This window comes from Asanoa sp. WMMD1127, from assembly GCF_029626225.1.
In the GTDB taxonomy this organism is placed as follows: domain Bacteria; phylum Actinomycetota; class Actinomycetes; order Mycobacteriales; family Micromonosporaceae; genus Asanoa.
This window is the reverse complement of the sequence record NZ_JARUBP010000001.1, coordinates 350159-376642: the sequence shown is the minus strand read 5'-3', so window position 1 is coordinate 376642 and position 26484 is coordinate 350159. Positions and strand designations below refer to the sequence as shown.

The following is a 26484-nucleotide window of genomic DNA, read 5'->3' as shown; positions in this document are numbered from 1 at the left end:
GACGCCAGCCGCGCCCGCCGCTGGCCTGCTCGGCTGCGCAACGGTTGAAGCGGTCGAGCAAGAACGTGTGTTGAATCCTGCGCCAAGCCGAACCAGGTCAGAACAACCGGCCGCGATAAGGGTGGGGCCGGTTCCACGTCTTCTCCCAAAGGCGTACTTCGGCCTCCGGCGCAGGCAGGTCGGGCCAGTACTCGCGTTGCATGAACGGCTCTTCGGGCCGGTTGGCGAGAAACACCCAGTAGCGTTCGACGACCTCCCGAAACTCGCTGAAGGTGTATTCGCCGTTCTCGTCGTCGGCCCAGTAGTTGCTGAAGTTCACGCCGTCCGGTGTCAGCGTCAGGTCGTAGTGCTCGCTGCTCCACGGTTCGGCAGGGCGTCCGTTGGCGATGTCGTCGACCATCGCCAACGCATCCAGGCAGACTCCCATGAGAAGCGATATGTCGATGACGGCCCAGGCGGCGAGTGCCCGGTAGCGCTGATCCTCGAGGTCGAAGGTGGGGAAGCCTTCGCTGGTGAGGTGAAAGTCGACGAAGCTCATACACGCCCTCGTGGAGTTAGAGGAGTGGCCAGCCGTGTTTCAACGCGCCCGTTGCCGGATCGAGGTATCCCTCGATCTTGACTCCGCCGTATGTGCCTCGCCATACCTTAGTCGAGCCCGGCACTAGCGTGTGGTTGCGGAAAGCACCCGCGATGGCTGCGTCCACCTGGGCTGGTGTCCAGTGGTCAGGGAAGAATGTGCTGAAGCCTTGGTTGCCAGCCTTCGGTTTCCAGCGGCCATGGGGCGGGTCCAGCTGGGCGTCGAAGAACTCCGGCTTGGCGGTGTAGACGCCAGTCCTCGGGTTGCGGGAGAGCGAGCCGGGTTGCAGACGGCGACCCGGGAAGTCCACGCCGCCGGGACGGTAGTGGTACCCCGATCCCTTGGGTTTCGTCGGCCGAACATCGCCACCGAAGACATGGTCGAGCCCTCTCGGCGGCAACCTCCCCGGCCGTGTTCGTTTCTTCGCGCGACGCAGGTATTGCAACGCCGCCCGCATCAACTTGCCGCCACCGCGGCCCCTGGACATTGCTCAGGCCTCGAGCAGGGTCGTGATGACCTCGTCGAAGAGGTGACCGATCAGAGTGCGGGCGAGTGCCTGAAATACCGGGATCTCGGCCAGCGAAGCCCCGAACGTCGGTGCTGCGGTGGCAATCGCCTGGGCCATCTGGATGGCCAGGATCGTTAGTTGGGCGATGACCGCGACCTTCAACGCCAACACGATCGTGCCGCAGATGATGAGGCCCGTGCCGGTCAGAGTTGCGGCCGGCATGCCGTCGCGGAGGGTGGACAGGGGGCTGTCCTCGTCGGTCCACCACCGCTGGAAGGCGGTGATGTCGGCGCCCGTGTTGAGAGACCAGACCGGGGCCGCGCCGGCGTTGGCACTCGCGGTCAAATTGTCCAGGGTCGCGGCGAAGCGGAGCCAGGCCTGGCCCATCCCGAACAGCTTGTCCTCGTCCGCCTCCGGCCACGTGTAGCCGAGTAGGCCCAGCAGAGATCGCAGCTCTCCCGGGAGTTCGAGCGACATCGCACCTCACCGGCCGAAGGCGTCGAAAGCGCCGCGGACGCGTTCCTCGACTTCGAGATAGGCGCGCGCCATGTCGCCCAGGTCGGCCCCGGCGGCCTCGATCTCCGAGGCCGCCGTCGTGAAGCACTCGAATGCCCACGACGCCACCTCCTCGTGGGCCGCTCCGATCAGTGAGCCGATCTCGTCGGCGCCCCATGGCGCGCCGAACGACGACAGTTCCGACCGAAACGCCTGGAGCGCCGACCCGAAATCGAGCGCCACCTGGGACAGCTGAGCTCCGGCTCCACCAACCGCCCCGGGGTCGACCGCGAAACCGGGACCCGTCATCGCGGCTCACCCGCGCGGCGGGCGAGCGCCGCCTGGGCGTCGAGCAGCGAGCCCGTGAACGCCGAGAACTGGCGCGACGTCTGCTGCTGGATCTCCTGCAGCTGCCCGGACAGCGCGTCAAGGCTGGCGCCACCGGCGGGCAGGCCGGCCTGCGCCTGCAGGTCGGCCAGGGCCGAGTTGACCGCCGTCAGCAACGCGGCGGCCAGCTCCTCGACCGGAAGCTGCGCCACCGCCGGATCCAGGTCGATGCCGGTCACCCGGCCCGGCAGCCCGGTCCACACGACGATCAAGCCGTCGGCGGCGACACCTTCGCCGACCACCGACGCGGGGTCCTGCGCGGACGACAGCGCGGCCGTCACGGACGACAACAGATTGATCAAGTCTGATGGGTACGTCACGCTACGCAGCGTAAGGCGTCGATGTATCCATCGTGACGGACAAAGTGGACGACAGCGCAATCATGGGATGAGTATTGACGGTGATCCACGGAGTCTGTGACCATTCCGTCACGACATCGAAACTCTTGCAGTCCTGGATCTTTACATCAGCGCAGGTCGAGTGCGTGGTGCTGGGCAAAGCGGACGGCATCGCGAGTTTGGAGTGATCGGATGTTAGCGGCGGACGCGGTCATCACCGTCCACAATCCGGGAACGGGGGAGCGGCTCGGCGAGGTCCCGGCGACCAGCGCGGACGAGCTCCAACAGAAGATCGACAACGCCCAACAAGGCCAGCGCGCCATGGCCGCCATGCCAGCGCACGAGCGGGCCCGGCTCCTGCGCGACATCGCCAACGCGATAGGGGAAGAGCAGGAGCCGCTCGCCCACCTCCTCGCCCAGGAGAACGGCAAGCCGATCACGCAGACCCGGGGCGAGATCGCCGCCGCGATCCGGATCTTCCACGCCCTCGCCGCCGAGGCCACGCGGATCTTCGGCCGCCAGATCCCGCTGGACGCCGTACCCGGTCTCGAAAGGCACCTCGCCGTCACCCTCCGCGAACCCCTCGGCGTCGTCGCGGCGCTGGTGCCGTTCAACTACCCGGTCGAGCTCTACGCGCACAAGGCCGGCGCCGCACTGGCCGCGGGCAACGCCGTCATCGTCCACCCGCCGCAGAAGTGCCCGCTCGCCCTCCACCGCATCGCCGAGATCATCGAGAGCCAAGGCATCCCCGCGTACGCGCATCAGCTCGTCAACGGCGGCCCGGAGATCTCGCAGGGCCTCGCCGAGGCCGACAACGTCGCGGCTGTCTCGCTCACCGGCAGCACGCGAGCCGGCAAGGAGATCGCCCGGCGGGCCAGCGGCACCCTCAAGAAGGTCCTGCTCGAGCTCGGCGGCAACGACGCCCTCATCGTCTGCGCCGACGCCGACATCGAGAAGGCCGCCGAGGCCGTCGTGCTCGGTCGCCTCGCCCGCGGCAACGGCCAGATCTGCTGCGCGGTGAAGCGGGTCTACGTGCAGGACCCCGTGCACGACGAGTTCGTCGACGCCCTACTGGCCCAGACCGCCAAGCTCACCGTCGGCGACCAGCTCGACGAACGCACCGACGTCGGCCCCCTCATCACCAACCACGCGGCCGACCAGGTCGAGCAGGCCGTCGCCCGCCTCGTCCAGGACGGCGCCAAGCCGCGCACCGTCAACAACCGGGACAGGGCGTTCTTCCACCCCGCCGTCCTCACCGACGTGCCGGCGCACAGCCCGGCCCTGCGAGAGGAGATCTTCGGCCCCGTCGCCCCGGTCGCGCGGTTCACGGAGCCCGAAGACGCCACGCGGATGGCCAGCGAATCGCCGTACGGACTGCAGGCCGCCGTCTGGACCCGCGACATCTCGCGCGCCTTCACGATGGCCCGCCAGCTCGACGTCGGCGGGGTGATCGTCAACGGCTCGACCGCCCTGCGCGCCGAGAACCTGCCCTTTGGCGGCACGAAGGAGACCGGCGGCTACCGCGAGGGCGTCCACGACACGGTCGCCGACCTCACCAGCCAGAAGACCATCGTCGTCATGGACGCCTTCCAGTGACCGTGCTGCTGGAACTCGACGACATCCACAAGGCGTACGCCGGTGTCGAGGTCCTCCACGGCGTCGACCTCACCGGCGACCGGGGCGAGGTGATCGGTGTCGTAGGCGCGAACGGTGCCGGCAAGTCCACCCTGATCAAGATCCTCGCGGGCGCCGAAAAGGCGACCAGCGGCGAGGTGCGCATCGACGGCGCAGCCGTCACGCCGGCCAGCCCGCACGACGCGCACCGACTCGGCATCCGCACCGTCTATCAGGAGCTGACCCTCGCGCCGCAGCTCACCGTCACGGAAAACCTGCTGCTGGGCCGCTTTCCGCGCCGCCACGGGCTCATCGACTGGCGCGCCGCCCACGAGCGGGCGGCGACGCTGCTCCACGACATCGGCTTCGGCGCCATCGATCCACGAGCGGCAGCCGGCACCCTGTCGGTCGCCCGCCAGCAGATGGTCGAGATCGCCAAGGCCCTCGTCGACGAGCCCCGTGTGCTGATCCTCGACGAACCCAGCGCCGTCCTCGCCGGCAGCGACCTCGACGCGCTCTTCGCCCTGATCCGCCGCCTCCGGCAGCGCGGCGTGCTCGTCGTCTACATCTCGCACCGGCTCGTCGAGGTGCTCGACCTCGCGACCCGCATCGTCGTCATGAAGGACGGCGCGGTCATCGCCACCACCACGCCCGACCGCACCGACGAGGACGAGCTGATCCGCCTGATGGCCGGCCGACGCCTGGAGCAGATCTACCCGGACCGCCGGCTGGCGGCGACCACACCGGCGTTGGCCGCGTACGCGCTCAGCAGGACGGGCGAGTTCCACGGCGTCGACCTCACCGTCCGCGCCGGCGAGATCGTCGGCCTCTTCGGACTCGTCGGCTCCGGGCGCACCGAGCTCGCCCACTGCCTCTTCGGCGCCACCCGCCCGACCGCGGGCCGGATCGAGGTCGACGGCACGCCGCGCGCCTTCCGCACACCACAGGACGCCATCGCCGCCGGCCTCGCGCTGGTCACCGAGGACCGCAAGGGCAACGGCATCGTGCCGGACCTGACGGTACGCGAGAACGTCGCACTGACCACATTGCACACTGACTCCCGGGCCGGGCTGGTCGACGCCGCCGCCCAACGCCGCACCGTGGCCGGGATGATCGAGCGGCTCGACATCCGGCCACCGCACTGCGCCACGATGCCCGTGGTCCGACTCAGCGGCGGCAACCAGCAGAAGGCCGTACTCGCCAAGTGGTTGTTGAAGAAGCCGCGCGTGCTGGTGCTCGACGAGCCCACGCGCGGCGTCGACATGGCCACCCGCGTCGCGATCTATCGCATGGTCGACGAGCTCGCCCGCACCGGCGTCGCCGTCCTGCTGATCTCCTCCGACCTCACCGAGGTGCTCGGTGCCACCGATCGGGTGCTGGTGATGCGCGAGGGGCGCATCGCCGGCGAGTTGCGCTCGGAGGGCGCCACCGAAGACCAGGTACTCGCATACTCGATCGGGCGGGCGGCATGACTCTCACCGAACCGGAGCAGGCGACGGCCGAGCCGCGTCAGCTGACCGCGCGCCAGTTCACGCTCGCCCGCGCCGCCATCGCGCTCGTCATCGTGGTGCTGGCGGTCGCCGCGCTCACCACGGACGCGTTCCTCACCCAGACCAACCTGACCAACCTGCTCAAGCAGATGGTGACGACCGGCCTCCTGGCGTACGGGATGCTCGTCGTGATCCTGACCGGCGGCATCGACCTGTCCGTCGGCTCGGTCGTCGCGTTCGCCGGCATCATCACCGCGGGCCTCTCGTCGGGGTTGCCCCTGCCGGTCGCCATGCTCGTCGGCATCGCCAGCGGCGTCCTCTTCGGACTGGTCAACGGCGCGCTGGTGGCCCGCTTCGACCTGGCGCCGTTCGTGGTCACGCTGGCCGCGTTGACGACGATCCGGGGCCTCGCGTTCGTCTACTCCGACGTGCCGATCGCGCCCGAGGACGAGTCGTTCTTCTGGCTCGGCTCGGCCATGCTCGGCCCGATCCCGCTGACCACGGTCATCATGCTCGCGGTCTTCCTGCTCGGTGGGGTGTTCCTGCACCGCACCCCGGCCGGACGGTCGATCGTCGCCATCGGCGGCAACGCCGAGACGGTCCGGCTGGCCGGCATCAGCGTGCGCAAGCACGTGCTGCTCGCCTACACGATCAGTGGTTTCTGCGCCGGTCTGGCCGGCGTCATCCTGGCCAGCCGGGTCGGCATCGCCCAACCGAGCGTCGGTGTCGCGTTCGAGCTGGACGCGATCGCGGCGTGCGTCATCGGCGGCGCGAGCCTGGCCGGCGGCAAGGGCTCCGCCGCGGCCACTCTCGGCGGGGTGCTCGTCCTCGTGCTCATCAACAACCTGCTCAACCTCTACAACGTGCAGAGCTTCTGGCAGCAGGTCCTCAAAGGACTGATCATCATCGCGGTCATCCTCGTACAGCGGGCCAGCCGCCGGCGCACTTAACCCACAGGGAGGCGCACCATGAGACGGATCACCGGAATACTGATGGCGGCGGCGCTGGCGGTCGGTGTCACCGCCTGCGGCTCGGACGACGACGGCGGCGGTGGCGGGGCGGCGGCCAAGGACTCGTACACCATCGGGGTCGCGAACTTCATGCTCGGCGGGCCCTATTTCAGCGGCATGGACAAGGCGATCGCGGCCCAGGCCAAGAAGAAGGGCAACGTCGAGATCATCAGCACGGACGCCAACGGCGACGCCGCCAAGCTCGCCGCCAACGTCGAGGACCTGCTGAGCAAGAACGTCGACGCCGTCATCATCTCGGGCGGACCGCTGGAGTCGGCGCCAGCCGCGCTGGCCGCCATCAAGGCCGCCGGCAAGCCCGTCGTGCTGGTCGACCGCAAGTTCCAGACGGGCGAGTACACGAGCTGGATCGGGCCCGACAACGAGGCGATCGGCAAGCAGAACGGCGAGTTCCTGGCCCAGCGGCTGACCAAGGGCGGCAAGGTTGCCATCATCAAGGGCGGGCCGGCCGACAACAGCATCGGCCTGGCGCGCACCAACGGTGTCAAGGCCGCCCTGCAGGGCAAGGCCGGCATCACCCTGGTCGAGGCGCCGGACTTCGGCGGCTGGAGCTCCGACGGCGGGCTGACCGTCATGGAGAGCCTGCTGGCCAGCCACCCCGACCTGGTCGCCGTGTTCTGCGAGAACGACGCGATGTGCCTGGGCGCGCAGCGGGCGATCGCCGATGCCGGCAAGGCTGCGCAGATCGTCATCGCGGGTGTCGACGGGCAGACCGAGGCGCTCAAGGCGATCGCGGACGGCACCAACTACCTGGTCACCGGGCTCAACGACGCCGACATCATCGGCGCCAAGGGGCTCGACCGGGCCGTCGAGATCCTCGGCGGCGCTACGCCGGAGAAGGACACCGTCGTCGACTCGCCGATGGTGACCAAGGAGAACGCGAAGCAGCACATGGACTCCGGCGTGTTCTGACGGGTCAGTAGTCGTGGCGGTCGGCGTCGCCACCCGAGTGGATAAGGAGTGAGCATGCGCAGACGCACACTGTCCATCCGTCGCCGATCGCTGGCCCTCGCCGTGGTGGGGTCGGTCGCGCTGAGCACCGTGGTCGGCCTGCCGGGGTCGCCCGCGGCGGCAGCCGACGACCCCACCCGGCCCGGGTGGACCCTGCTCTACAACGAGAGCTTCGCCAACCCCATCAACACCGGAAACGCGCCCTGGGTACGCGAAACCTACGCGCAGCCGTTCGACACCATCATGGACGACAACGGTCAGTGGTACCGCAACGACTACGGTCCAGCGTGGACGACGGCGTTCAACTCGTTCCGCACCTATCGCAAGGAGTTCCCGGTCGGGCAGAACGGCTGGCTGACCGCCTCGCTCTCGGCGCGCGACTGGAACGCCGACGGCGTCATCGAGACGCCCCCGTCGCTGACCCGGGAACAGCTGGGCAGCGAGTGGGTGGCCAAGATGAACGTGCCCGACCACACCGGCGGAGTCATCCTGCGGCCGTCGCAGCAGCTGCCCGACTACTACCGGGTCGAATACAAGCTGAAGACGATCGACTTCGGTGGGAAGCGCAACGGCTCCATCAACTACGGCGGGCGGATCAACGGCTATTCCGCCACGGGCTGCAAGACCCAGCATCCGTGGGGTGAGGGGTCCGACAGCCCGGGCTGGAGCGGTGACGCGTCCGTGCCGTACTGCGAATGGCAGGATGTCCGGGCCGGGAACTACGGCTACAACGGGTTCCATTTCATGTCCATCGTGGACTTCGCCAACCCGGCGCCGCGCAACAACCACTTCTGGCACTATCGGCGCAAGGTGCTGATGGACTCGTTCTCGCAGCACCCCGACCGGGTCGGCTCGGGCACCGGTGGGCGGGTCTGCGACTCCAACACCAACACCTACTACAACTACCGCGACGGCAACTTCAACACGGTCAACATGTGGATCAGCGGGATGCCCAACTGGAACCCCGGCCGCGGTGGGCTGGCGGGCAACTCGCAGTGGTTCATGACCTCGTGCTCAGGCGGCGTGGCGGAGCAGCAGCTCTCGTCGGCCGCCGAGCTCCAGCCGGAGCTGATGCCCAACACGTTCTACACGTTCGCCATCGAGCGGGATGCGACCGGCTACGTGCTGGAGGCCAGCGGCAACTTCGCCCGGGTCGGCCAGAAGACGCTGCGGTTCCACCGGCCGTTCGTGGTCAACAACAATCCGATCTGGCACTACAACGTCAAGGCGAGCGAATACAACGGGCAGTTCAACGGCAACCTGGTGCAGAACGACTACAACGGCAGCACGACGTGGCCCAACCAGTGGCCGTCCGGGTCCGCGTACCCCGACTGGTTCGTGATCGGTGACCTCTACACCAACGTGTACGAGGGCAGCGCGAGCCTGACCGACGTGCGGCTCTACGTGCCGGAGGCGGTGCCGACCGGCAACCTGGCGCTGAACCGGCCGGCGACGGCCGACAGCCAGTGCGCGGCGGCCGAGGGTCCGGCCAAGGCGGTCAACGGCTCGGTGTCCGGTGGCAACGCCGACAAGTGGTGCTCGCTCGGCGCCTCGAAGTGGCTGCGGGTCGACCTGCAGGCGGCGCGTCAGGTGGGGCGGGTGGTGCTGCGGCACTCCGGGGCCGGTGGTGAGAAGCCGGTCTGGAACACGCGGGACTTCGACGTGCAGGTCAGCTCCGACGGGGTGGCGTGGACCACGGTGGCGTCGCCGCGGGGCAACACGGCGAACGTGACGACCCATACCTTCAGCCCCCGGTCGGCGCGATATCTCCGCGTCAACGTGATCACTCCCACGAGCGACTCGGACCGGGCGGCCCGGGTCTACGAGCTGGAGGCGTACGCCTCGTGAGCGATCTGTGGGGAAGGGGTTGCTGTCGGACCCCTTCCCTACACTTGCTTGGTGACCGCCGACCTCGACCAGTGGCGCCGCCCCGGCCCGACGCCGGAGCAGCGCCGCGTCGACGTGCTCGTCGGCGTGGCGGTCACGGCGCTGACGCTGCTCAACATGACCCTGGCCACCTCGGCCGGCGCGCTGATCTTCCCGCATGTCCCGGCCCTGCCCGAGCAGGTCTTCTGGACCGTGCTGATCGCGCTGCCGCTGTGCTGGCGGCGCCGGTGGCCAGAGGCGGTGGCGATCATCGTGTCGGCGGCGTTCATCGGCGGCCAGATCCGCGCGGCGCCCGAGCAGCAACTGACGACGGGCGTGCTCTTCGCGGCGATCTATTCGCTCGGCGCCTGGGGCCGCAACCGCCGGCTGGCCAAGTGGATCCGCGTCGGGATCATCGGCGCGATGTTCCTGTTCATCTTCATCAACCTGACCATCTTCCTGGCGCAGGGTTCCGAGCCGGAGTTCGAGCGCGCCTCTGGCTTTCTCCCGCCGCTGCTGGCCGTGATCGTCAACAGCCTGCTGGTCAACGTGCTGCTGTTCGGCTTCGCCTACTTCTTCGGCGAGACCGCGTGGACGGCCGCGCGGCGTGAGCACCAGCTCGAGCTCCAGGCGGAGCAGCTCCGCGCGTCGCAGGCCGAGACGCGGGAGCTGGCGGTCGCCGATGAGCGACTACGGATCGCCCGCGAGCTGCACGACGTGGTCGCCCACCACGTGTCGGTGATGGGCGTGCAGGCGTCGGCCGGGCGGCGGGTCCTGGAGAAGGACCCGGTCAAAGCGCGCGCGGCGTTGGAGTCGGTCGAGGTGAGTGCCCGCACGGCGGTCGACGAGCTGCGCCGGATGCTGAGCCTGCTGCGGCAGTCGGGCGACGCGGTCGACGCGGCCGGGGGCGGGGTCGACCGTCTCGACGACCTGTTGTCCAATGCCCGTGAGGCGGGCCTGGAGACCAAACTCGGTGTCTACGGGGAGCCGGTCGAGCTGCCGGAGTCGTTGTCGCAGGCGATCTACCGGATCGTCCAGGAGGCCCTGACCAACACCATCAAGCACGCGAGCGCCGCGACGGTCGACGTCCGGATCCGCTACCTGGCCAACGAGGTGGAGATCGACGTGACCGACGACGGCCGATCCGCGGTGGCTGGCCCCCGCACGGGAGGCATGGGCCTGATCGGCATGCGCGAGCGGGCGACGGCCCACGACGGCATCCTCGAAACGGGCCCGGTCGGCGACGGCCCGGGCCGCCGCGGCTTCCGCGTCCGCGCCCGCTTCCCCCTGACCCGCGCGACGGCGCCCGCCACAGAGGTGACGGCGTGACCGACATCAAGGTGCTCCTCGCCGACGACCACCACCTGGTCCGCACGGGCTTCCGGGTCATCCTCGAAACCGAAGACGACTTCGAGGTGGTCGGCGAGGCCTCCGACGGCGAGCAGGCGGTCCGGATGACGGCGGCGCTCAACCCCGACGTGGTGCTGATGGACGTCGAGATGCCGGGCCTCGACGGCCTGGCCGCCACCCGCCGCATCACCGCGACCCCCGACGGCCCCGCGGTCCTGATTCTCACCACCTTCGACCGAGACGACTACCTGTTCGCGGCGCTCGAGGCGGGAGCGAGCGGCTTCCTGCTCAAGAACGGGACACCCGAAGCACTGATCGACGCGGTCCGCGTGCTGGCCCGCGGCGACGCGCTGCTGGCCCCCGAGATCACCCGGCGGGTGATCGCGACCTTCGCGCGCCCGGGCGGCACACCCCGCACGAGCGGCGACCAACTGGCGGAGCTGACGGCGCGCGAGCATGAGGTGCTGGTCGCCCTGGCCAGCGGCGCGACCAACGCGGAAATCGCCGCGTCGATGCACCTGGGCGAGGCCACGGTCAAGACCCACGTGAGCCGGGTTCTGACAAAGCTCGGCCTACGCGACCGCACACAAGCAGTCGTCTTCGCCTACGAACACGGCGTGGTCACCCCGGGCGGCTGACCACCGCCGACCTGCCCGGGCCGCCGCGGTCCGGCTGGCGCTCGCCGCGCAGCTCGCAGCCTGCCCCCAGGTGGCCGCGATCGCCACGTCGCTGGCAGGCGGCGGACCGCGCAGCCGAGTGCAGCGCTGCCCCGCGGCCAGCGGCGGGGAAACGTCGCAGCGCAGTTCAGCTGTGACGGGCGGCCGGGACACCTTGTGGCGGGCAAATGATCGGGAGGCTTCGGTCGCCGACTCTCGATTTGCCCATGGCCCGGTGACGCCGGCTCGGCGGCGATGCATCCCGATCATGACGCCACGTGGCGTGGCGTGGCGTGTGCGCGGTGGCGCCGACGGCTCTATTGGGTTCCGGGCTCCAAGGGATTGGTCTGCGGCGGGCCGACATGCCGTGAGGTGTGCGTACATGCTTGAGCATTTCGGCTCCCCGGAGATACCTCCGGACGCGGGCTTTGGCTGCTCTAGACCGCCTGCCCGATAGAGCGCGGAGGGGTGAAGGTTCGCTTCGGCGGAGCCAACGTGAAACCAACGTTTGCCTCTATCGCGTCCTGCGACGTTGGCCTGCTCAGGCCGCTCGGGTGCCCCCAACCTGGGCGTATCCGGAGGCTCGGCGTCACCGAATGACTGGCCAACGCGGCCAACGTAACGGTTGGGCGCGGTTGGCGGGTCGGGTGCGGGGTTCCGACCAAGAAAAGCGCCTGGTATACCGGAGCACAGTTCAGCGAGGGGTCGTAGCCCAATTGGCATGAGGCAAACGGTTTAGGTCCGTTTCAGTGCGGGTTCGAGTCCCGTCGACCCTACTTTCATGGCCGCCGCGCGGCCCGTCGTTGGCCTAGTGGAGGTCCAGGTGCGCGCCGTCACCGTCGCTCAGCTTCGGCGCAACCTCTCCGCCGAGGTGGATCGGGTGATCGCGACCGCAGAGGAAGTGGTCGTCACCCGCTCGGGCGGTGAGGCGGTCGTGATCGTGCCGCTCGCGGAGTGGGCATCGCTCAAGGAGACGGAATATCTACTCCGGAATCCTGGCAACGCTGCCGCCTTACGTCGCTCGATGAGGGAGTTGACCGCTTCGGATAGACGACCGACCGTCTAGCGCTACCTTGCCGGCCGTCGAAGGTGAGCCGGTGACGGATGCGGTGGGGGCATGGGCTCCGTGGGCACAGTGGACGGCGCCGGAGTTGTGCTTGGGGTGGATTTCGGGACCTCCAACACCGCGGCCGTGTTGCGGTGGGGTGATGGGCGGGCTCGGGCGTGTTGTTCGACGGGGCGCCGATGTTGCCGTCCGTTGTCTGTGCCGGGGTCGGCGGGCTCGACCTTGACGCGGCGATCGTCGCGCACCTGGGCGAGACCTACGGCGCGCGGGCGCCTGAGCTCTGGCAGCGGCTCGCCGAGCCACGATCCGACACCGATCGGCGGGCCCGGCGACAGCTGTGGGAGGCCGTCGACCAGCGGGTCGGAGAGCTACATCTGCCCTCCGACCCTGCTGACCAGTACGTCAGTTGTTGAGCTCCGCCAGCCGCTTGCTCTCCCGGTCGCGGAAGGCGGCCCCGAACGAGCTCTTTCCGTTGGTACGCAACAGCGAGCCCTCGTAGACCCGCGCCCCGACCGCGATCAGCGCCGCCGCCGCGACCACCATCACGGCCAGCGATACCACCGGCTCCCAGCCCGCCGCGTCACCGAAGAAGAACCGCAGCGGCATCGCCGTGGGCGCCGAGAACGGGATGTAGGACAGCAGCGTCATCACCGGCTTGTTGTCGCTCAGGAAGATTACCGCGAAGAACGGCAGCATGACCACGAGCTGCAGCGGCATCGAGACGCCGTTGAGGTCCTCGAGGCGGTTGACCAGGGCGCCAGCCGCCGCCCAGAGCGCCGCTAGCATCACGAACCCGACCACGAAGAACGGGATGAACCAGCCGATCGACGGGCCGATCAGCGACAGCAGCGCGCCGTTGTCGGTCAGCTGGATGCCGGCGACCGTGACCGCCGCGATCAGCGCGATCTGGGCCAGCGCGAGCAGGCCGCCGGCGATCACCTTGCCGGCCAGCAACGCCCGGGTCGGCACGCTGGCCACCAGGATCTCCACGATCCGGGTCTGCTTCTCCTCGACGACGCTCTGCGCGATCTGCAGGCCGAAGGTCAGCGACGTGAAGAAGAAGACGATGGCGAAGCCGAACGGCACGAGGTACGCCAGGATCGGGTCGACCGCGTCCGGGTTGAGCAGCTGCACCTGCGGCTCGGCGCTGAGCGCCTCGACCACGTCGTTCGGCGCCTCGTCCATCGCCAGCACCTTCGGGTCGCCGCCCCCCGTCACCACCGCGGCGTCCACGTCACCGGCGCGGACCGCCTGCTCGGCGGCGGCGTCGTCACCGACCTGCGTCACCTCCAGACCCTTGTCACGCAGGGTGGTCGCGGCGGCCGAGTCGGCGACCGCGACGCTCGACGCCCCGCCGGCCAGCAGGGCCGGCACCACCGCGCTGCCGACGGCGAACAGCAGGAAGAAGATCGTACTGATGAGGAAGGTCTTGTCCTTGATCTTGACCTTCAGCTCGCGGGCCGCGACCAGCCGGATGGCGGACGACGTGTTCATCGGGCGACCTCCCGGAAGATCTCGGCGAGTGTGGGGGTGACGGGGCCGAACGAGCGGACCGGGCCGCGTTCCAGCGCCGCGCGCAGCACCACCTGGTCGTCGGCGTCGTCGGCCAGGTCGAAGACGGCGCGCGGTCCGTCGAGGTCGATCAGCGTGACGCCCGGCAGGTCGCGCACCCAGCCGGCGTCGCCGGCCACGACCAGGAGGAAACGGCGCTGGGTGTACGCGTCGCGCAAGCTGTCCCGGCTCCCCGCCGCCCGGATCGCGCCGTCAGCGATGATCACCAGGTCGTCGCAGAGGCGTTCGACGACGTCGAGCTGGTGGCTGGAGAAGAGCACGGGCACACCGCGGTGGGTACGCTCGCGCAGCACCGTGACGACCGTGTCCACGGCCATCGGGTCGAGGCCGGAGAACGGCTCGTCGAGCACCAGCACGTCCGGGTCGTGCACCAGCGCCGCGGCGATCTGGGCCCGCTGCTGGTTGCCGAGCGAGAGGTTCTCGACCGGGTCGTTGGCCCGCTCGCCGAGGCTCAGCCACTCGAGCAGCTCGTCGACGTTGCGGTTGACCTGCTGCAGCGACAGGCCGTGCAGGCGGCCGAGGTAGACGAGCTGGTCGCGTACGGTCATCTTCGGGTAGAGGCCCCGCTCCTCCGGCATGTAGCCGAACCGGCGCCGGTCCTCCCGGGTGAGCCGCGAGCCCTGCCAGGTCACTTCGCCCGAGTCCGGGGCGAGCACGCCCAGGATGATCCGCATGCTGGTCGTCTTGCCGGCGCCGTTGGCACCGACGAACCCGGTCATCCGGCCGGCGGTGACGTCGAACGTGACGTCGCGGAGCACCTGGCGGTCGCCGAAGCTCCGGTTGATCGCTTCGAGATGAAGCACCTTGGTCATGCCTATCAGGCTAGGAACGGGCGGTTCCGGCGTCGTCCGGCGGCGGATCGATCCGTGGGGTCAGTCGCGCGACGGACCCCATCCCCCGTGCGACGGTCAGGCCAGGGCGGCGGCCTTGCGGAGCAGCACCGCGCGTTCGCGGGTGTTGCCGCACAGGCGCGCGGCCAGCTCCAGCTCGGCCTTGGCCTCCCCGCGCCGGCCCAGCCGGGTCAGCAGCTCGCCGCGCACCGTCGGCAGCAGGTGTGACCCCGACAGCCGCCCGCCGATGACCAGCTCGTCCACAAGGGACAGCGCCTCGGCCGGTCCGACGGCCATGGCCACCGCGACCGCGCGGTTGAGCTCCACGATCGGCGACGGCGCGACGCGGCCGAGCGCCTCGTAGAGGAGCACGATCCGGTCCCAGTCCGTCTCCGCGACCGACGGGGCCACGGCGTGGCAGGCGGCGATGGCGGCCTGCAACCCGTAGGGGCCCAGACCCCGGCCCAGCGCGGACGCCCGGTCCAGCGCCGCCCGCCCGCGCCGGATCGCCGACCGGTCCCACAACCGCCGGTCCTGGTCCTCCAGCAGCACCGCCTCACCCGCGGCGTCGGTGCGCGCCGGGAACCGCGACGCGGTCAGCTCGCAGAGCGCGAGCAGGCCGAACACGTCCGGCTCCTCGGGCAGCAGGGCGGCCAGCATGCGGGCGAGCCGGATCGCCTCGTAGGCCAGGTCGGTACGCACCAGGCGATCGCCGGCGGTGGCCGTCGAGCCCTCGGTGAAGATCACGTAGAGCACGCTCAGCACGCCGCCGAGACGGTCGCGGCGCTCGGCGGCCGGCGGCAGCTCGAATCGGACGTCGGCCGCGGCGATCGTCTTCTTGGCCCGGGTGATCCGGGCCTGGATCGTCGGCACGGGAACGAGGAACGCGCGCGCTATCTCCTCAGTGGACAGACCGCCCACCGTGCGCAGGGTGAGCGCCACCCGCGCCTCGGGCGACAGCACCGGGTGACAGGCGATGAACATCAGCGCCAGGACGTCGTCGTCGACCCGGTCCGGGTCCCACAGCAGGTCGTCCGGTCCCTCCGCCGGCGGCGCCGCGGCCAGCGTGGCATAGCGCTCGTCCAGCGCCGACCGCCGCCGGAAGCTGTCGATCGCCCGCCGCCGCGCGGTGGCCAGCAGCCACCCCACCGGCGAGTCCGGCGTGCCCTCGCGGGCCCAGCTGGTCAGCGCCTCCGCCACCGCTTCCTGGGCGACGTCCTCGGCGAGCTCGAAGTCTCCGGTGTAGCGGGCCAGCGCCGAGATGATCCGCGCCGACTCGATCCGCCAGACCGCCTCGACGGCCCGCCGCGCCGACTCGGCGTCGGGCGGGCCGTCGGTGGCCGCGGCCATCAGAGCTGGCCGGTCCGCTCGCGCCACGCCCGCTCCTTGATGATCCACTCGTTGTCCTGCGGGAACTCGTCGATCGTCGGCACCCGGCGGATCTCGCACTTGGCGCCGGGCAGCGTCGGCAGCCGCTTGGCCCACTCGACCGCCTCGTCCCGCGACGCGACGTCGAGCATCCAGAAGCCGCCGAACAGCTCCTTGGTCTCCCCGTAGGGCCCGTCGGTCACCACCGGGGTCTCGTTGCTCAGGTCGACCACCACGCCCTGGGCCGGGTCGTCGAGCCCTTCGGCCGCCAGGAGCACGCCCGCGCGGATCATCTCCTGGTTGATCCGGCCCATCGAGGCGAGCATCTCGTCGAACGGGGTCTGCATCATCGCCGCGGTGGTCTCGTCGGTGCCCCGCATGATGAGCATGTACTTCGCCATCGGTCTCTCCCTCTTACTGTCCGGGCCGCTTCTCGACCCTTTCACGCCAAGGTCGAGCGGCCCGGCCGGGGATCGACACGGCAACGGAAGATTTTTTGGGTGAGCCCGGCAGCACACCTAGCTCCGCACGAAGTCCTCGCCCAGCACCGCCCGCAGTCGGGCCAGCGCCCGGCCGTTCTGGGTCTTCACCACCGACACCGAGACGTCGAGGATCTCGGCCACCGTCTCGACGCTCAGGTCCTCCCAGTGCCGCAGCACCACGATGGCCTGGTCGCGGACGGGCAGCGTGGCCAGCGCCCGCAGCAGCGCGACGTGCGTCTCGACGTCTCCGGGCGGCGTCGGCGCTTCTGGCAGCGCGGCCAGCACCACCTCGGTCGCGCCGCGCCGGCTCCGCTGGTCGAAGACGGCGTTCAGCAGGACCCGCCGGCTGTAGGCGTCGAGGTTGGCGTGCCGCCGGATCCGGCCCCACACCACGTACATCTTGACGAACGTGGTCTGGGTCAGGTCCTGGGCGAGATGCCAGTCGCGACACATGAGGTACGCGGTGCGGCGCAACCGTGGCGCGGCGGCCTCCACGAACGCGGTGAACTCCGCGTCCCGCCGCCGCGCCGCGCCCCAGCCGCCGATCATCCGGCCGTCCCGACGGAGACGCCGGCCGGGCACCGACTCCCGATCACCTGCTCCACGCCGGGCGCGCCCTCGACGCCCTTCACCGGACCGTGCACTTTGAGCCGGAACGACTCCGGCATCTGCTCCACCTTGACGGCCGCGACGAGGGCCGGGTTGTCGCTGAACATCGCCTTGAACGTGGCGTACGCCTGATCGCGGCTCTCGTAACGCACCACGACCACCGCCGCGTCCTCGCGGAGCGTCCGGTCCAGCGCCGCGCGCTCGTCGTCGGTGATGTCGAGCCGGAGGAAGATGGAGATGTCGGTCGGCGCCTTGCGGGTCGGCGACTCGCAGACCGGATTGAGCTGACCCACGAACCGCGCCGGTACGGTCTCCGGCGGCGCGTCGGCCGGCAGGTTGGCCAGGCCGGCCGCCGCGACGACGGCGATCCCGGCGGCGCCGACCAGCGCGGCCCGGCGCCGGCGCTGGCGTCGCCCGAGGCCCACGACGTGCGCGGCGAACTCGCCGGCCGGCGGCTCAGGCTCGTCGGCCACCGCGCGGTCGAACAGCTGCCGCAGGTTCTCGTCCACGGTGTGCTCCTTCCCGTCACCAGTGATGACTGGTCGGGCGACCGGATCGGTCACACCTCAGACGCAGATGAGTATCTCCCGCAGCGGCCCGAGGTCGTGCGGCGGCACCAGACCGCGGGCGGCCAGGTCGTCGACGGTCGCGAACGGCCCGCGGCGGTAACGGTCGGCGGCGATCGCCCGGGCGCGCAGCGCCCCGACGCCCGGCAGGCTGGCCAGCACCGGCTCGGGCGCGGAGTTGACGTCGACGAGACCGCCGTCGTCGAAGTGACCGGGCACGTCGGGGCGGCCGATGCCGAGCTCCCGGGCCATGGCCGGGTGGTGGCGCACCAGCTCCAGCGCCTGCGCGCGCCGGACCCGCCGTTCGATCTCGGCGATCTCGTCCGGATGGCGCGGGGCCCGCTTCGGCAGGAAGTTGAGCACCAGCACGTGCAGTGCCCCGCCGAACCAGACCAGGAACCACCCCCCGATCGGCAGGCCCGCCATCTCCTCCGCGGGCTTGCTCGCCTCGCTGTCGACCAGCGCGCAGCTGACGACGGCGAGGGCGAGGTAGGCGACCGCGATGGCGCCGAGGATGCGGCTGCGGCGGTGCACGGCATACGCACCGATCACCAGCCAGGTCAGCATGCCGGCGCCGGCGAGCGTGACCAGGACCGCGCCGACCCGCGCCCAGCCCGGCGGCTCGTCACCCCACCGCCACGAGCGGCGCACCGGCGCGGGCGGCGGCGGGGGCGGCGCGAAGACCGGCACCGGCGGCGGCGCCGACACGGGCGCCGCCGGCCGCGGGCCGAGCAGCGCCGGATCCGCCCGCAGCATCCGCCGGTGCAGCTCCTGCAGCCGCTCACCGGGCTCGACACCGAACTCCTCGGCCAGGAACTCGCGGGCCGCCCGGTAGGCCGCCAACGCCTCGGCCTGCCGGCCACCCCGGTAGAGCGCCAGCATCAGCTGGTAGCGCAGCTGCTCGCGCAGCGGGAACTCGGCGACCAGCCCGGTCAGCTCGGGCACGAGCTCGGCGTGCCGGCCGCGGGCGATCTCGATCTCGGCCAGCGCCTCGTAGGCGGCGCACCGGGCGTCGCCGAGCCGGTCCCGGGCCGCCGCGAAGTAGCCACCGGCCAGGCCCGCGACCGCCTCGGCCCGCCAGAGCGCCAGGCCGGCGCGCAGGTCGGCCACGGCGGGTTCGAGCGCTCCGGCGGCCTGGTGGGACCGCGCCGCGCGTACCCGCTGGTCGAAGTCGTCCGCGTCCAGCCCGCCGGGCGGGACCCGCAGCAGGTAGCCGGCCTCGGTCAGGGTGAGCAGCTGACCCGGCGTGCGCGGCGAGCGGTCCGGTTCGAGCGCCCGGCGCAGGCCCGCGACGTACTTCTGGACGACGTTGGCGCCGTTCTCCGGAGGCTCGTCCTGCCACACCGCGTCGACGATCTGGGTCGTCGGCACCGGCCTGTTGGCGTTGAGCAACAGGACGGCGAGCACCGCGCGCTGCTTGCCCGGGCCCAGGTCGATCTCGCGGTCGCCGTCGACCACCCGGATCGGCCCCAGGATCTCGAACCGCTGCGGCACTGCCGTCCCCTCGTTGACCTCGGGCTTCGTCCCCCGCCGCCGGGCCACGGCAGCGGTGCGGCAGCGCGCGGCAGCCGGTCGGCAGCCCGCCGCAGCATAACGGCATCGGTTCGGCAGCGGGGCACCCGAGCATCTGCGCTGTGACAGCACGACCGACGGAGAGAATCGCCATGAGACGACGCATCATCACCGCCCTCGTCGCGGGTACGGCCGCCGCGTTGCTCGCCGCGTGCGGGCCCCTCGCGGAAGACGCGGCGGCGCCGGCCACCAGCGCGCCGGCCACCCCGCAGGAAAAGCTGGCGGCGGCGGTGCCGGACGGCACGGAGGGGCGCTACGCCTTCGCGCTGAAGGACGGGGAGAGCACCACCAAGGGCGTCGTGGACGCGAAGGCCAAACGGTCCACCCTGACCGTCACCTACAAGGAGCCCGAGGTGGGCTTCACCATGACCATGTCCTACCTGCTGGTCGAGGCGGACCAGTGGGTGAAGATCACCTTCGACAAGCAGCTGCCCGGCATGCCGAAGCTGCCGAAGAAGTGGCTGCTCATTGACAAGTCCAAGGTGGACGACGGCGCGCCGGTCAGCCCGGCGGATCCCGATCCGGTCGGCGCCGGTGACCTGGTCGACGCGATCGTCGAGGTCAAGGAGTCGAAGCCCGGCACCTTCACCGGGACGGTCGACCTCACCAAGGCTGACAAGGCGGCGATCGTCGACGAGGAGGGTCTGGCGGCGCTGGGCGGCAAGGCCAAGGCGGTGCCGTTCACCGCGACCGTCGACGACGCGGGCCGGCTGGCGTCGATCGACATCAAGGTCCCGGCGCACGGGGAGGTCAAGGCGGCCACGCACCATGCCACGTTCAGCGCGTACGGTTCGGCGCCCGAGGTCTCGGCGCCGTCCGCCGGCGCGAGCCAGCCGGCCCCGGCGGCGGCCTACGAGCTGCTCAACGCCTGACGAGCGGCGGGCGCCCGGTCCGGCATCGACGGGGGTCGGACCGGGCGCCGGCGTCGCTCCGCCCAGCGGACGGCGGCCGGCGCCGCGAACCCGGTGAGGGCGAACATGGCGCCGACGACGTACCAGCCGGGTCCGCTCCAGCTGATGCACAACGCGATAAGCAGACCCGGCCCGAACGCCTCCGCCAGGCCGGCGCCGATGCCGAACACGCCGAGATACTGGCCCGTCGCGTGGTCGGGTGCGAGGGCGAACGACACCTCGAAGCCGGCGGCCGAGTGCCACAGCTCGCCGACCGTGTGCACCACCGCCGCCGACATCAGCAGCGTGGCCGCGGCCCAGCCCGGCAGCGAGCGGGTCAGCGCGATCATCGAGCACGAGGCGAGGAAGGCCAACCCCGATCGGCGGTACGCGCGGCCGCCCGCGACCGGTGAGTCGACGCCCCGGCTGGCCCGCACCTGGAGCAGCACCACCATGACGGTGCCGACGAGCATGGTGCCCGAGACGATCCAGGCCGGCGCCGTGGTCGCCGAGACGATCCACAGTGGAATGCCGACGGTCAGCACCTTGAACTGGACGGCCATCACGCCGTCCAGGGCGGTCAGCGCGAGGTAGGGCCAGTCGCCGAGGGCGGTCCAGCGTGGGCCCGGCGCCGGTGGCAGCGGCGCCACCGCCGGCAGGCGCACCAGCAGCACGGCCGAGACGACGAACGCGATCGCGTTGCCGGCCACCAGCAGGTGGTACGCGCTGACCGTGCCGACCTGCACCGCCCAGCCCGCGCCCAGCGCGCCCACGGAGATGCCGACGTTGGTGACCGCGCGCAGGTAGGCCCGGAAGGCCTGTGGCCGGTCGCCGCCGTAGTGGCGGATCAGCGGGCTCCGCGCGGCCAGCCCGGCCGCCTTGGCCGCCGTGGCCGCGCAGACCGCCACGACGAACGGCCAGAAGCTGTGCACCAGCACGAATGCGGCCGTCGCGAGGGCCTGCACGGCGAGGGTGGCCGCGTACACCCCGCGGGGCCCGTGCCGGTCGGCGAGATGGCCGGCGGCGATCCCGACGGCGAGCGCGACGGCGCCGGCGATCGCCAGGCCGGCGCCGACCTGGGCTGCGGGCAGCCGCACCGCCTGCGTGAAATAGAGGACGCCGGCGGTCAGGTAGAGCCCGCTGCCGACGGTGTAGACCAGGTTCGACGCGGCGAGGAGGCGTTGGGGCCCGGTCTCCGGCAGCAGTTTTGCCATGGCTTCGAGTCTTATTGCAAACTATTGGCAATAGCAAGCTGGTGGCGAGAAGGGTTTCGTGAATCCCGTCGCTGCGGCAGACTGCGGCGATGAGGTTCGGTCTCGACGTGCCCGTCAACGGGCCCTATGCCGACCCGCGCCTGCTCGCCGAGATGGCGGCCGAGGCCGAGGCGGCGGGCTGGGACGGCTTCTTTCTCCAGGACACCCTCAACGGCGACCTGCCGGCGGCCGACCCCTGGATCAGCCTGGCCGCGGTCGCGCTGGCCACCCACCGCATGCGGATCGGCATCCTCGTCAACGCGCTTCCCCGCCGCCGGCCGTGGCAGGTCGCCCGCCAGGCCGCCACCGTCGACCACCTGTCCGGCGGCCGCGTCGTGGTGGGCGCGGGCCTGGGCTACAGCGAGGTCGACTTCACCCCGTTCGGCGAGGAATGGGACCTCCGCACGCGGGCCGCGATGCTCGACGAGGCGCTCGACGTGCTGGCCGGCGTCTGGTCCGGGGAGCCGTTCTCCTACGCCGGCCGCCACTACCGCCTCGACGGCGTCACGCTGGGGCCGGCGCCTGTGCAGACGCCCCGCATCCCGGTCTGGCCGGCGGCCGGCTGGCCCAACCGCCGGCCGCTGGCCCGGGCCGCCCGCTGGGACGGCGTCTATCTCATGACGGTGCACCAGAAGACCGGCGAGCTGCTCCGGCCGGCCGACATCGCCGAGGTGGTCGCGGCGGTGGCGGCCCAGCGCGCCGGGCAGGCCTTCGAGGTGGCTTTCAACGCGGTCCGGTCCGCGGACACGGCGGAGCAGGTGGGCGAGTTCGCGGCCGCCGGCGGCACGTGGTGGGTCGAACTCGCCTCCGACGAGGCGGAGGGTGGCCTGGCCGCCTATCGCGACCGCATCCGCCAGGGCCCGCCCGCCGTCTAGCCGGGGGCGCCTGCGGCCCAGCTCAACAGGTCGCGCCAGCCCGCCGGCGACGGCGTGTGCCCGGCCTCCTCGTCGATCCGCAGCTCAGCGCCGGCGATGCGAGCCACGACCATCGGCGCGTCGGGCGCAGCGCGGCCCGGATCGTGGCGGCCGGCGAAAACCAGAGTGCGGGCCCGCACGTCGCGCAACGCGAAACCCCAGCGGTGGATGTCGGTGGCTAACCAGTCGGCGATCAGGCCGGCGGCACCCTGCCGGGCGCCCTCGAGCTTCGACTCCTCCTGTGGCGTCATCCACCGGTCGTTGCCGCTGGCCAGCTGCTGGCGGTGCATCGCCAGCGGATCCTGGGCATAGAACGCGGCGGCCCTCGTTACGAACCGGCGTCCCAGGCCGGGCACGGTGCGCAACAGCCACACCTGCCGACGCTGCTTGCCGCGGACGGTGCCCAGCTCGCGGTCCGGTCCGGTCAACGCCGACGCCACCACGCCGGTGAGCCGGTCCGGGAAGCGGGCGCCGCAGGCCAGCGCGTACGGTGCTCCGCCGGAATGGCCCACCACGCCGAATCGCGGCACGTCCACCGCCGTCATCAGCGCACTGACCGTGTCGGCCACACCGAGCAGGGTGGGGCGACGCACGGCATCGGACCGTCCGTAACCGGGCCGGTCCATTGTGAACAGTCGGATGCCGTCCAGGGCCGATTCCGGCGGACTCCACAGTCGCGAGCCTGGCGTGCCGTCCAGATAGCTGACCGGCCGGCCGGCCGGATCCCCGAACTCCGCCCACGCGACCACCCGCCCGTCGGGCAGGACGTGTTCCATCGACGTAGGTTAGCCGATGGGGATCTTGCGGAGCTCTTTGAGGGCGTACTTGGCCATCGCCTCGACCATGCGTACGCCCGCGGGGTGGGTGCGGTGGTGGCCGGAGAGCACGGCGACGAGCCAGTCGTGGCCCGGCTCGACCAGGCGGCCGATCGTGTTGACCTGCCAGAGCCCGCCGTCGGCGCCGATGGTGTCCCAGCCGTTCTTGACGAAGACGCCGGTGGTGGCGGTGGTCGCCGCGGCCGGCACGCCCCAGTCCTGCTCCTCGTCGACCTGGCTCATCAGGCCGAACAGGTAGCGCCGGCCGGCATCGTCCAGCGGCCCGTTCTCGTCGGTCAGCGCGGTGAGCAACCGGATCTGGTCGGCCACCGTGGTGGAGGAACTGCCCCACGCTCCGTTCGGCCGGGTCTCCTTCAGGCCGAACGTCTTGTTGGCGGCGCTCAGGCCCGACTTCCCGCCGATCCGCCAGAACAGCTTGGTCGTGGCGTCGTTGTCACTCAACGTGATCGACTTCTTGGCGTTGCGGCGGTCGCTGTCGGTGATGTCGAGGTCGCCCTGCCGCGACCGCAGCAGCAGGGCGGCCAGGATGTCGACCTTGATGATGCTGGCCGTGGGGAAGCGCGTGCCGCCGATGGTGAGCGCGAGGCCCGTCGTCCGGTCGCGCACCGCGAGGGCGACGTGCCCGTTGCCGGACTCGGCCACGTAGGCCGCGACCTTCGCCTTGGCCGCCGCCAGATAGTCCGGTGTCGGGCTCGGCGTGGGGGAGAGGGTCGCGGCGGCCGGGGTCGGCGCGGCACCGCCGGTGGACGACCGCCGCCAGACCACGGTCGCTTCGGCCGCGCCGCCGCCGGCCAGGGCGAGCACCGCCGCGGCCAGCAGACCGCGCCTGCTCGTACGGCTTTGAGGGGTTTTCATCGGGTTCCCAATCGCATGACGCCACAGAGTCAATGCAAAGACGGAAGCCGGGTGGTGCGGCGTTGCACGGAAACGCTGTGGTCAGCGCGACCCTGCCGCCTTGCGGGCGAGCAGGTGGACCGACTTGAACTGCCGCGCGTCGGTGGGTTCGGGTTCGGCGACCATGCGGGCCACCTCGGCCAGCCCGGCGTCCCGGAGCAGCGCCGACAGGTGGTCGGGCCACCACCGGTAGGCCGGCGTGACCTTGTGGTCGAAGACCTGCGTCAGGTGCGCCGCGTCGTCGCTGGCCGAGAAGCCGATCAGCAGGTGGCCTCCGGGCGCCAGCACGCGGTGCAGCTCCGCGAGGATCGCGGGGACGTCCGGCGGGGGTGTGTGGATGACGGACCACCGCGACAGCACACCGCCGAGCGCGCCGTCAGCGATGTCCAGCGAAGTCATCGACCCTTCGTCGAACCGCAGCCCGGGAAAGGCCTCGCGGGCCAGCTTGACCATCGCGGGGGAGACGTCGACGCCGGCGGCCGCCAGCCCGAGCTCCGCCAGATGCGCGGTGACGTGGCCGGGCCCGCAGCCGACATCCGCGACCCGGGGGTTCCCGGACGCCCGCACCACGTCGGCGAAGGCGCCCAGGATCGCCCGGTCCAGCGGGCTGTCCCGCAACGAGTCCCGGAAGAGCTCGGCATAGGCGAGCGCGGCATCGTCGTACGCGTCGCGGGTGGTGCTCAGGACGTCCATGGCTGCTCCTCAGGTCGCTGGCGGTCGGCCAGGTGGGAGTGGATCGCCGAGATGACGACGGAACCCTCGCCCACCGCCGACGCGACCCGCTTGACGGAACCGGCGCGCACGTCACCGACGGCGAACAGGCCGGGCACCGAGGTCGCGAAGCCGTCGTGGGTGACCACGAACCCCTTGTCGTCGAGGTCGACGCCGGCGTCGTGCAGCCACGAGGTGCCCGGTTCCGCACCGATCATCAGGAACAGGCCGGCGGCGTCCAGGCGTACGTCCTGGTCGAGGTGGTGGTCGTGCCAGGTCACCGCGTCGAGCCGGCTGGTGCCGTGGACCGCGCGCACCTGTGACCGCGGATGGACGGTGACCCGCTCGTGGTGGGTGAGCCGCTGCGCCAGGTAGTTGGACATCGTCTCGCGCAGGTCGTCGCGGCGGATCAGGACGTGCACCCGGGCGGCGTGCCGGGCCAGGAACAGCGCCGCCTGCCCGGCCGAGTTGGCGCCCCCGACCACGACGACGTCCCGGCCGGCGACCACCTTGGCCTCGAGCTGGCTCGCCGCGTAGTAGACGCCGCGCCCCTCGAGGTCGGCCAGCCCGGGCAGGTCGAGCCGCCGGTAGCGGACGCCGCTGGCGATGATCACCGTGGCCGCGCGGACGTCGTGCTCGTCGTCGAGCCGCACCCGGAACCCGTCGGCCACCCGCGCGATCCCGGTGACGGAGCGGGGCGACACCAGGCGTGTCCCGAACTTGACCGCCTGCAGCATCGCCGCCCGCGCCAGTTCGACACCGGAGACGCCGCGGTACGAGCCGAGGTAGTTCTCGATCCGCGACGAGCTGCCGGCCTGCCCGCCGATGGCGACGTCCTCGACGACGACCACGTCGAGCCCTTCGGACGACCCGTAGACGGCGGCGGCCAGACCCGCCGGCCCGGCGCCCACGACCAGCAGGTCGCACCGCGCGTCGTCGGAGATGCCCCACAGGTCGATCCCGAGCGCGCTGGCCAGGTCCCGCGTCGTCGGGGCGATCATCACCCGGCGCTGGCCGGTCACGACGGCCGTACCGGCCTCGGGCAGGTCGCAGGTCTTCGCCAGATCGGCCCAGGCCGAGACGTCGCTGCGCAGCACCGTGCGGTAGGGGAGCTGGTTGCGCTCGGCGAAGTCCTGGAGCCGGTGCAGGTCGCGGTCGTCGTCGTCGCCGGCGAGCACGAGACCGCCCTCACCCAGCCGCGTCAGCAGACCCCGTCGAGCGTCCAATGCGGACAGTAGGACGTCGCTCAGCTCACCCGAGATCTCCACGAGCCGGCGGAGGTCCGCGACGCGTACCCGCAACAGCTCGGTGCCCGCCATGGCGACGCCGGGCAGGAACGCCCGCTGCCCCATCAGCATGCCGAGCTCGCCGACGAAGTCACCGGCCTCGACCACGAACACGACGCGGTCGTCGCGCCGGTCGACCAGCAGCACCCCACCGGAGAGCACGAGATTCAGGTCGTACGGGTCGCCGGCGTCCCACAGCTGCTCGCCGGGCTGGGGCCGCAGCACCTCACCGACGGACCGCAGCATCTCGAGCGCGTGCGCGCTGAACACGGGCCAGGCCGGGGAGTCGGCCCCACCCGGCCGCTGCGACGAGTAAAGGGTCCGCTCGTCGGGCACCGGGATCTCACTCACCCGGATACCGTACTGACCACGCCC

28 protein-coding genes and 1 tRNA gene are annotated in these 26484 nt (G+C 71.2%); 12 read left to right on the top strand and 17 right to left on the bottom strand.

All coding sequences use genetic code 11. The annotated features are described in order from the left end of the window. Window positions 1–97: 97 nt before the first annotated feature. The 5 genes from O7635_RS01990 to O7635_RS01970 all read right to left on the bottom strand — a co-directional run bounded on the left by O7635_RS01990 (window position 98) and on the right by O7635_RS01970 (window position 2287). Window positions 98–538: a hypothetical protein gene (locus O7635_RS01990; RefSeq protein WP_278078665.1), complete on the bottom strand. Its 441-nt coding sequence runs from the start codon at window positions 536–538 to the stop codon at window positions 98–100. A gap of 16 nt (window positions 539–554) precedes the next feature. Further along, window positions 555–1034 carry an EndoU domain-containing protein gene (locus tag O7635_RS01985; RefSeq protein ID WP_278078664.1) on the bottom strand — a complete coding sequence of 160 codons (480 nt, stop codon included), beginning with the start codon at window positions 1032–1034 and terminating at the stop codon, window positions 555–557. Between the two features lie 33 nt (window positions 1035–1067). Further along, window positions 1068–1562, bottom strand: coding sequence for a hypothetical protein (locus O7635_RS01980; protein ID WP_278078663.1), 495 nt, complete (start codon window positions 1560–1562; stop codon window positions 1068–1070). Between the two features lie 6 nt (window positions 1563–1568). Beyond that, window positions 1569–1823: a hypothetical protein gene (locus O7635_RS01975; RefSeq protein WP_278078662.1), complete on the bottom strand. Its 255-nt coding sequence runs from the start codon at window positions 1821–1823 to the stop codon at window positions 1569–1571. A 62-nt stretch (window positions 1824–1885) separates the two neighbouring features. Then, complete coding sequence (locus tag O7635_RS01970) at window positions 1886–2287, bottom strand: YbaB/EbfC family nucleoid-associated protein (RefSeq protein WP_278078661.1); 402 nt, start codon at window positions 2285–2287, stop codon at window positions 1886–1888. Between the two features lie 210 nt (window positions 2288–2497). On the opposite strand from O7635_RS01970, the gene O7635_RS01965 reads away from it, so the two are divergent. From O7635_RS01965 to O7635_RS01920, 10 genes are all read left to right on the top strand, one after another. After that, window positions 2498–3901 carry an aldehyde dehydrogenase family protein gene (locus tag O7635_RS01965; protein ID WP_278078660.1) on the top strand — a complete coding sequence of 468 codons (1404 nt, stop codon included), beginning with the start codon at window positions 2498–2500 and terminating at the stop codon, window positions 3899–3901. After that, the gene (locus O7635_RS01960) at window positions 3898–5391 is read left to right on the top strand and encodes a sugar ABC transporter ATP-binding protein (RefSeq protein ID WP_278078659.1); all 1494 of its coding nucleotides are present in this window, start codon (window positions 3898–3900) and stop codon (window positions 5389–5391) included. The genes O7635_RS01965 and O7635_RS01960 overlap by 4 nt, the downstream gene beginning before the upstream one ends. After that, on the top strand, window positions 5388–6359 hold the full coding sequence (locus O7635_RS01955) for an ABC transporter permease (RefSeq protein WP_278078658.1): 972 nt from the start codon (window positions 5388–5390) through the stop codon (window positions 6357–6359). Before O7635_RS01960 ends, O7635_RS01955 begins: the two co-directional genes overlap by 4 nt. An 18-nt stretch (window positions 6360–6377) precedes the next feature. Continuing rightward, window positions 6378–7349 (top strand): substrate-binding domain-containing protein, encoded by a 972-nt coding sequence (locus O7635_RS01950; protein ID WP_278078657.1) that lies wholly within the window; start codon window positions 6378–6380, stop codon window positions 7347–7349. Window positions 7350–7403: 54 nt separating this feature from the next. Then, window positions 7404–9236, top strand: a complete 1833-nt coding sequence (locus O7635_RS01945; RefSeq protein ID WP_278078656.1) for a discoidin domain-containing protein — start codon at window positions 7404–7406, stop codon at window positions 9234–9236. Window positions 9237–9284: 48 nt separating this feature from the next. Further along, the gene (locus O7635_RS01940) at window positions 9285–10583 is read left to right on the top strand and encodes a sensor histidine kinase (protein ID WP_278078655.1); all 1299 of its coding nucleotides are present in this window, start codon (window positions 9285–9287) and stop codon (window positions 10581–10583) included. Continuing rightward, entirely contained in the window at window positions 10580–11242 is a 663-nt protein-coding gene (locus O7635_RS01935; RefSeq protein ID WP_278078654.1) for a response regulator transcription factor, read from the top strand. The genes O7635_RS01940 and O7635_RS01935 overlap by 4 nt, the downstream gene beginning before the upstream one ends. Window positions 11243–11961: 719 nt before the next feature. After that, window positions 11962–12036 (top strand) — tRNA-Leu (locus tag O7635_RS01930). 5 nt (window positions 12037–12041) lie between these two features. After that, a complete protein-coding gene (locus O7635_RS01925) occupies window positions 12042–12326 on the top strand; it encodes a type II toxin-antitoxin system prevent-host-death family antitoxin (RefSeq protein WP_278078653.1) in 285 nt (94 codons plus the stop codon). Between the two features lie 179 nt (window positions 12327–12505). Then, window positions 12506–12739, top strand: coding sequence for a hypothetical protein (locus tag O7635_RS01920; protein ID WP_278078652.1), 234 nt, complete (start codon window positions 12506–12508; stop codon window positions 12737–12739). Here the strand turns inward: O7635_RS01920 and O7635_RS01915 are convergent. The 7 genes from O7635_RS01915 to O7635_RS01885 all read right to left on the bottom strand — a co-directional run bounded on the left by O7635_RS01915 (window position 12729) and on the right by O7635_RS01885 (window position 19247). Then, window positions 12729–13820 (bottom strand): ABC transporter permease, encoded by a 1092-nt coding sequence (locus O7635_RS01915; protein WP_278078651.1) that lies wholly within the window; start codon window positions 13818–13820, stop codon window positions 12729–12731. The genes O7635_RS01920 and O7635_RS01915 overlap by 11 nt on opposite strands. Then, window positions 13817–14710: an ATP-binding cassette domain-containing protein gene (locus tag O7635_RS01910; RefSeq protein ID WP_278078650.1), complete on the bottom strand. Its 894-nt coding sequence runs from the start codon at window positions 14708–14710 to the stop codon at window positions 13817–13819. The genes O7635_RS01915 and O7635_RS01910 overlap by 4 nt, the downstream gene beginning before the upstream one ends. A gap of 96 nt (window positions 14711–14806) precedes the next feature. Beyond that, the gene (locus O7635_RS01905; RefSeq protein ID WP_278085349.1) at window positions 14807–16078 is read right to left on the bottom strand and encodes a sigma-70 family RNA polymerase sigma factor; all 1272 of its coding nucleotides are present in this window, start codon (window positions 16076–16078) and stop codon (window positions 14807–14809) included. Then, window positions 16078–16497, bottom strand: coding sequence for a YciI family protein (locus O7635_RS01900; protein ID WP_278078649.1), 420 nt, complete (start codon window positions 16495–16497; stop codon window positions 16078–16080). Before O7635_RS01900 ends, O7635_RS01905 begins: the two co-directional genes overlap by 1 nt. A 117-nt stretch (window positions 16498–16614) precedes the next feature. Next, a complete protein-coding gene (locus tag O7635_RS01895) occupies window positions 16615–17127 on the bottom strand; it encodes a SigE family RNA polymerase sigma factor (RefSeq protein WP_278078648.1) in 513 nt (170 codons plus the stop codon). Further along, window positions 17124–17696: a permease-like cell division protein FtsX gene (locus O7635_RS01890; RefSeq protein ID WP_278078647.1), complete on the bottom strand. Its 573-nt coding sequence runs from the start codon at window positions 17694–17696 to the stop codon at window positions 17124–17126. Before O7635_RS01890 ends, O7635_RS01895 begins: the two co-directional genes overlap by 4 nt. Before the next feature lie 57 nt (window positions 17697–17753). After that, window positions 17754–19247: a BTAD domain-containing putative transcriptional regulator gene (locus O7635_RS01885; RefSeq protein ID WP_278078646.1), complete on the bottom strand. Its 1494-nt coding sequence runs from the start codon at window positions 19245–19247 to the stop codon at window positions 17754–17756. A 170-nt stretch (window positions 19248–19417) separates the two neighbouring features. Between O7635_RS01885 and O7635_RS01880 the strand changes: the two genes are divergently transcribed. Beyond that, entirely contained in the window at window positions 19418–20197 is a 780-nt protein-coding gene (locus O7635_RS01880; RefSeq protein WP_278078645.1) for a hypothetical protein, read from the top strand. On the opposite strand, the gene O7635_RS01875 is transcribed toward O7635_RS01880, so the two are convergent. Then, window positions 20176–21429 carry an MFS transporter gene (locus tag O7635_RS01875; RefSeq protein ID WP_278078644.1) on the bottom strand — a complete coding sequence of 418 codons (1254 nt, stop codon included), beginning with the start codon at window positions 21427–21429 and terminating at the stop codon, window positions 20176–20178. The genes O7635_RS01880 and O7635_RS01875 overlap by 22 nt on opposite strands. Window positions 21430–21518: 89 nt before the next feature. Here O7635_RS01875 and O7635_RS01870 point away from each other — a divergent pair, with 89 nt between their 5' ends. Further along, window positions 21519–22343, top strand: coding sequence for an LLM class flavin-dependent oxidoreductase (locus tag O7635_RS01870; RefSeq protein WP_278078643.1), 825 nt, complete (start codon window positions 21519–21521; stop codon window positions 22341–22343). On the opposite strand, the gene O7635_RS01865 is transcribed toward O7635_RS01870, so the two are convergent. From O7635_RS01865 to O7635_RS01850, 4 genes are all read right to left on the bottom strand, one after another. Next, window positions 22340–23158: an alpha/beta hydrolase gene (locus O7635_RS01865; protein WP_278078642.1), complete on the bottom strand. Its 819-nt coding sequence runs from the start codon at window positions 23156–23158 to the stop codon at window positions 22340–22342. The genes O7635_RS01870 and O7635_RS01865 overlap by 4 nt on opposite strands. 9 nt (window positions 23159–23167) lie before the next feature. Further along, on the bottom strand, window positions 23168–24073 hold the full coding sequence (locus O7635_RS01860; RefSeq protein ID WP_278078641.1) for a serine hydrolase: 906 nt from the start codon (window positions 24071–24073) through the stop codon (window positions 23168–23170). 81 nt (window positions 24074–24154) lie between these two features. Continuing rightward, window positions 24155–24805, bottom strand: coding sequence for a class I SAM-dependent methyltransferase (locus O7635_RS01855; protein ID WP_278078640.1), 651 nt, complete (start codon window positions 24803–24805; stop codon window positions 24155–24157). Beyond that, window positions 24793–26460: an FAD-dependent oxidoreductase gene (locus tag O7635_RS01850; RefSeq protein ID WP_278078639.1), complete on the bottom strand. Its 1668-nt coding sequence runs from the start codon at window positions 26458–26460 to the stop codon at window positions 24793–24795. The genes O7635_RS01855 and O7635_RS01850 overlap by 13 nt, the downstream gene beginning before the upstream one ends. Window positions 26461–26484 lie beyond the last annotated feature (24 nt).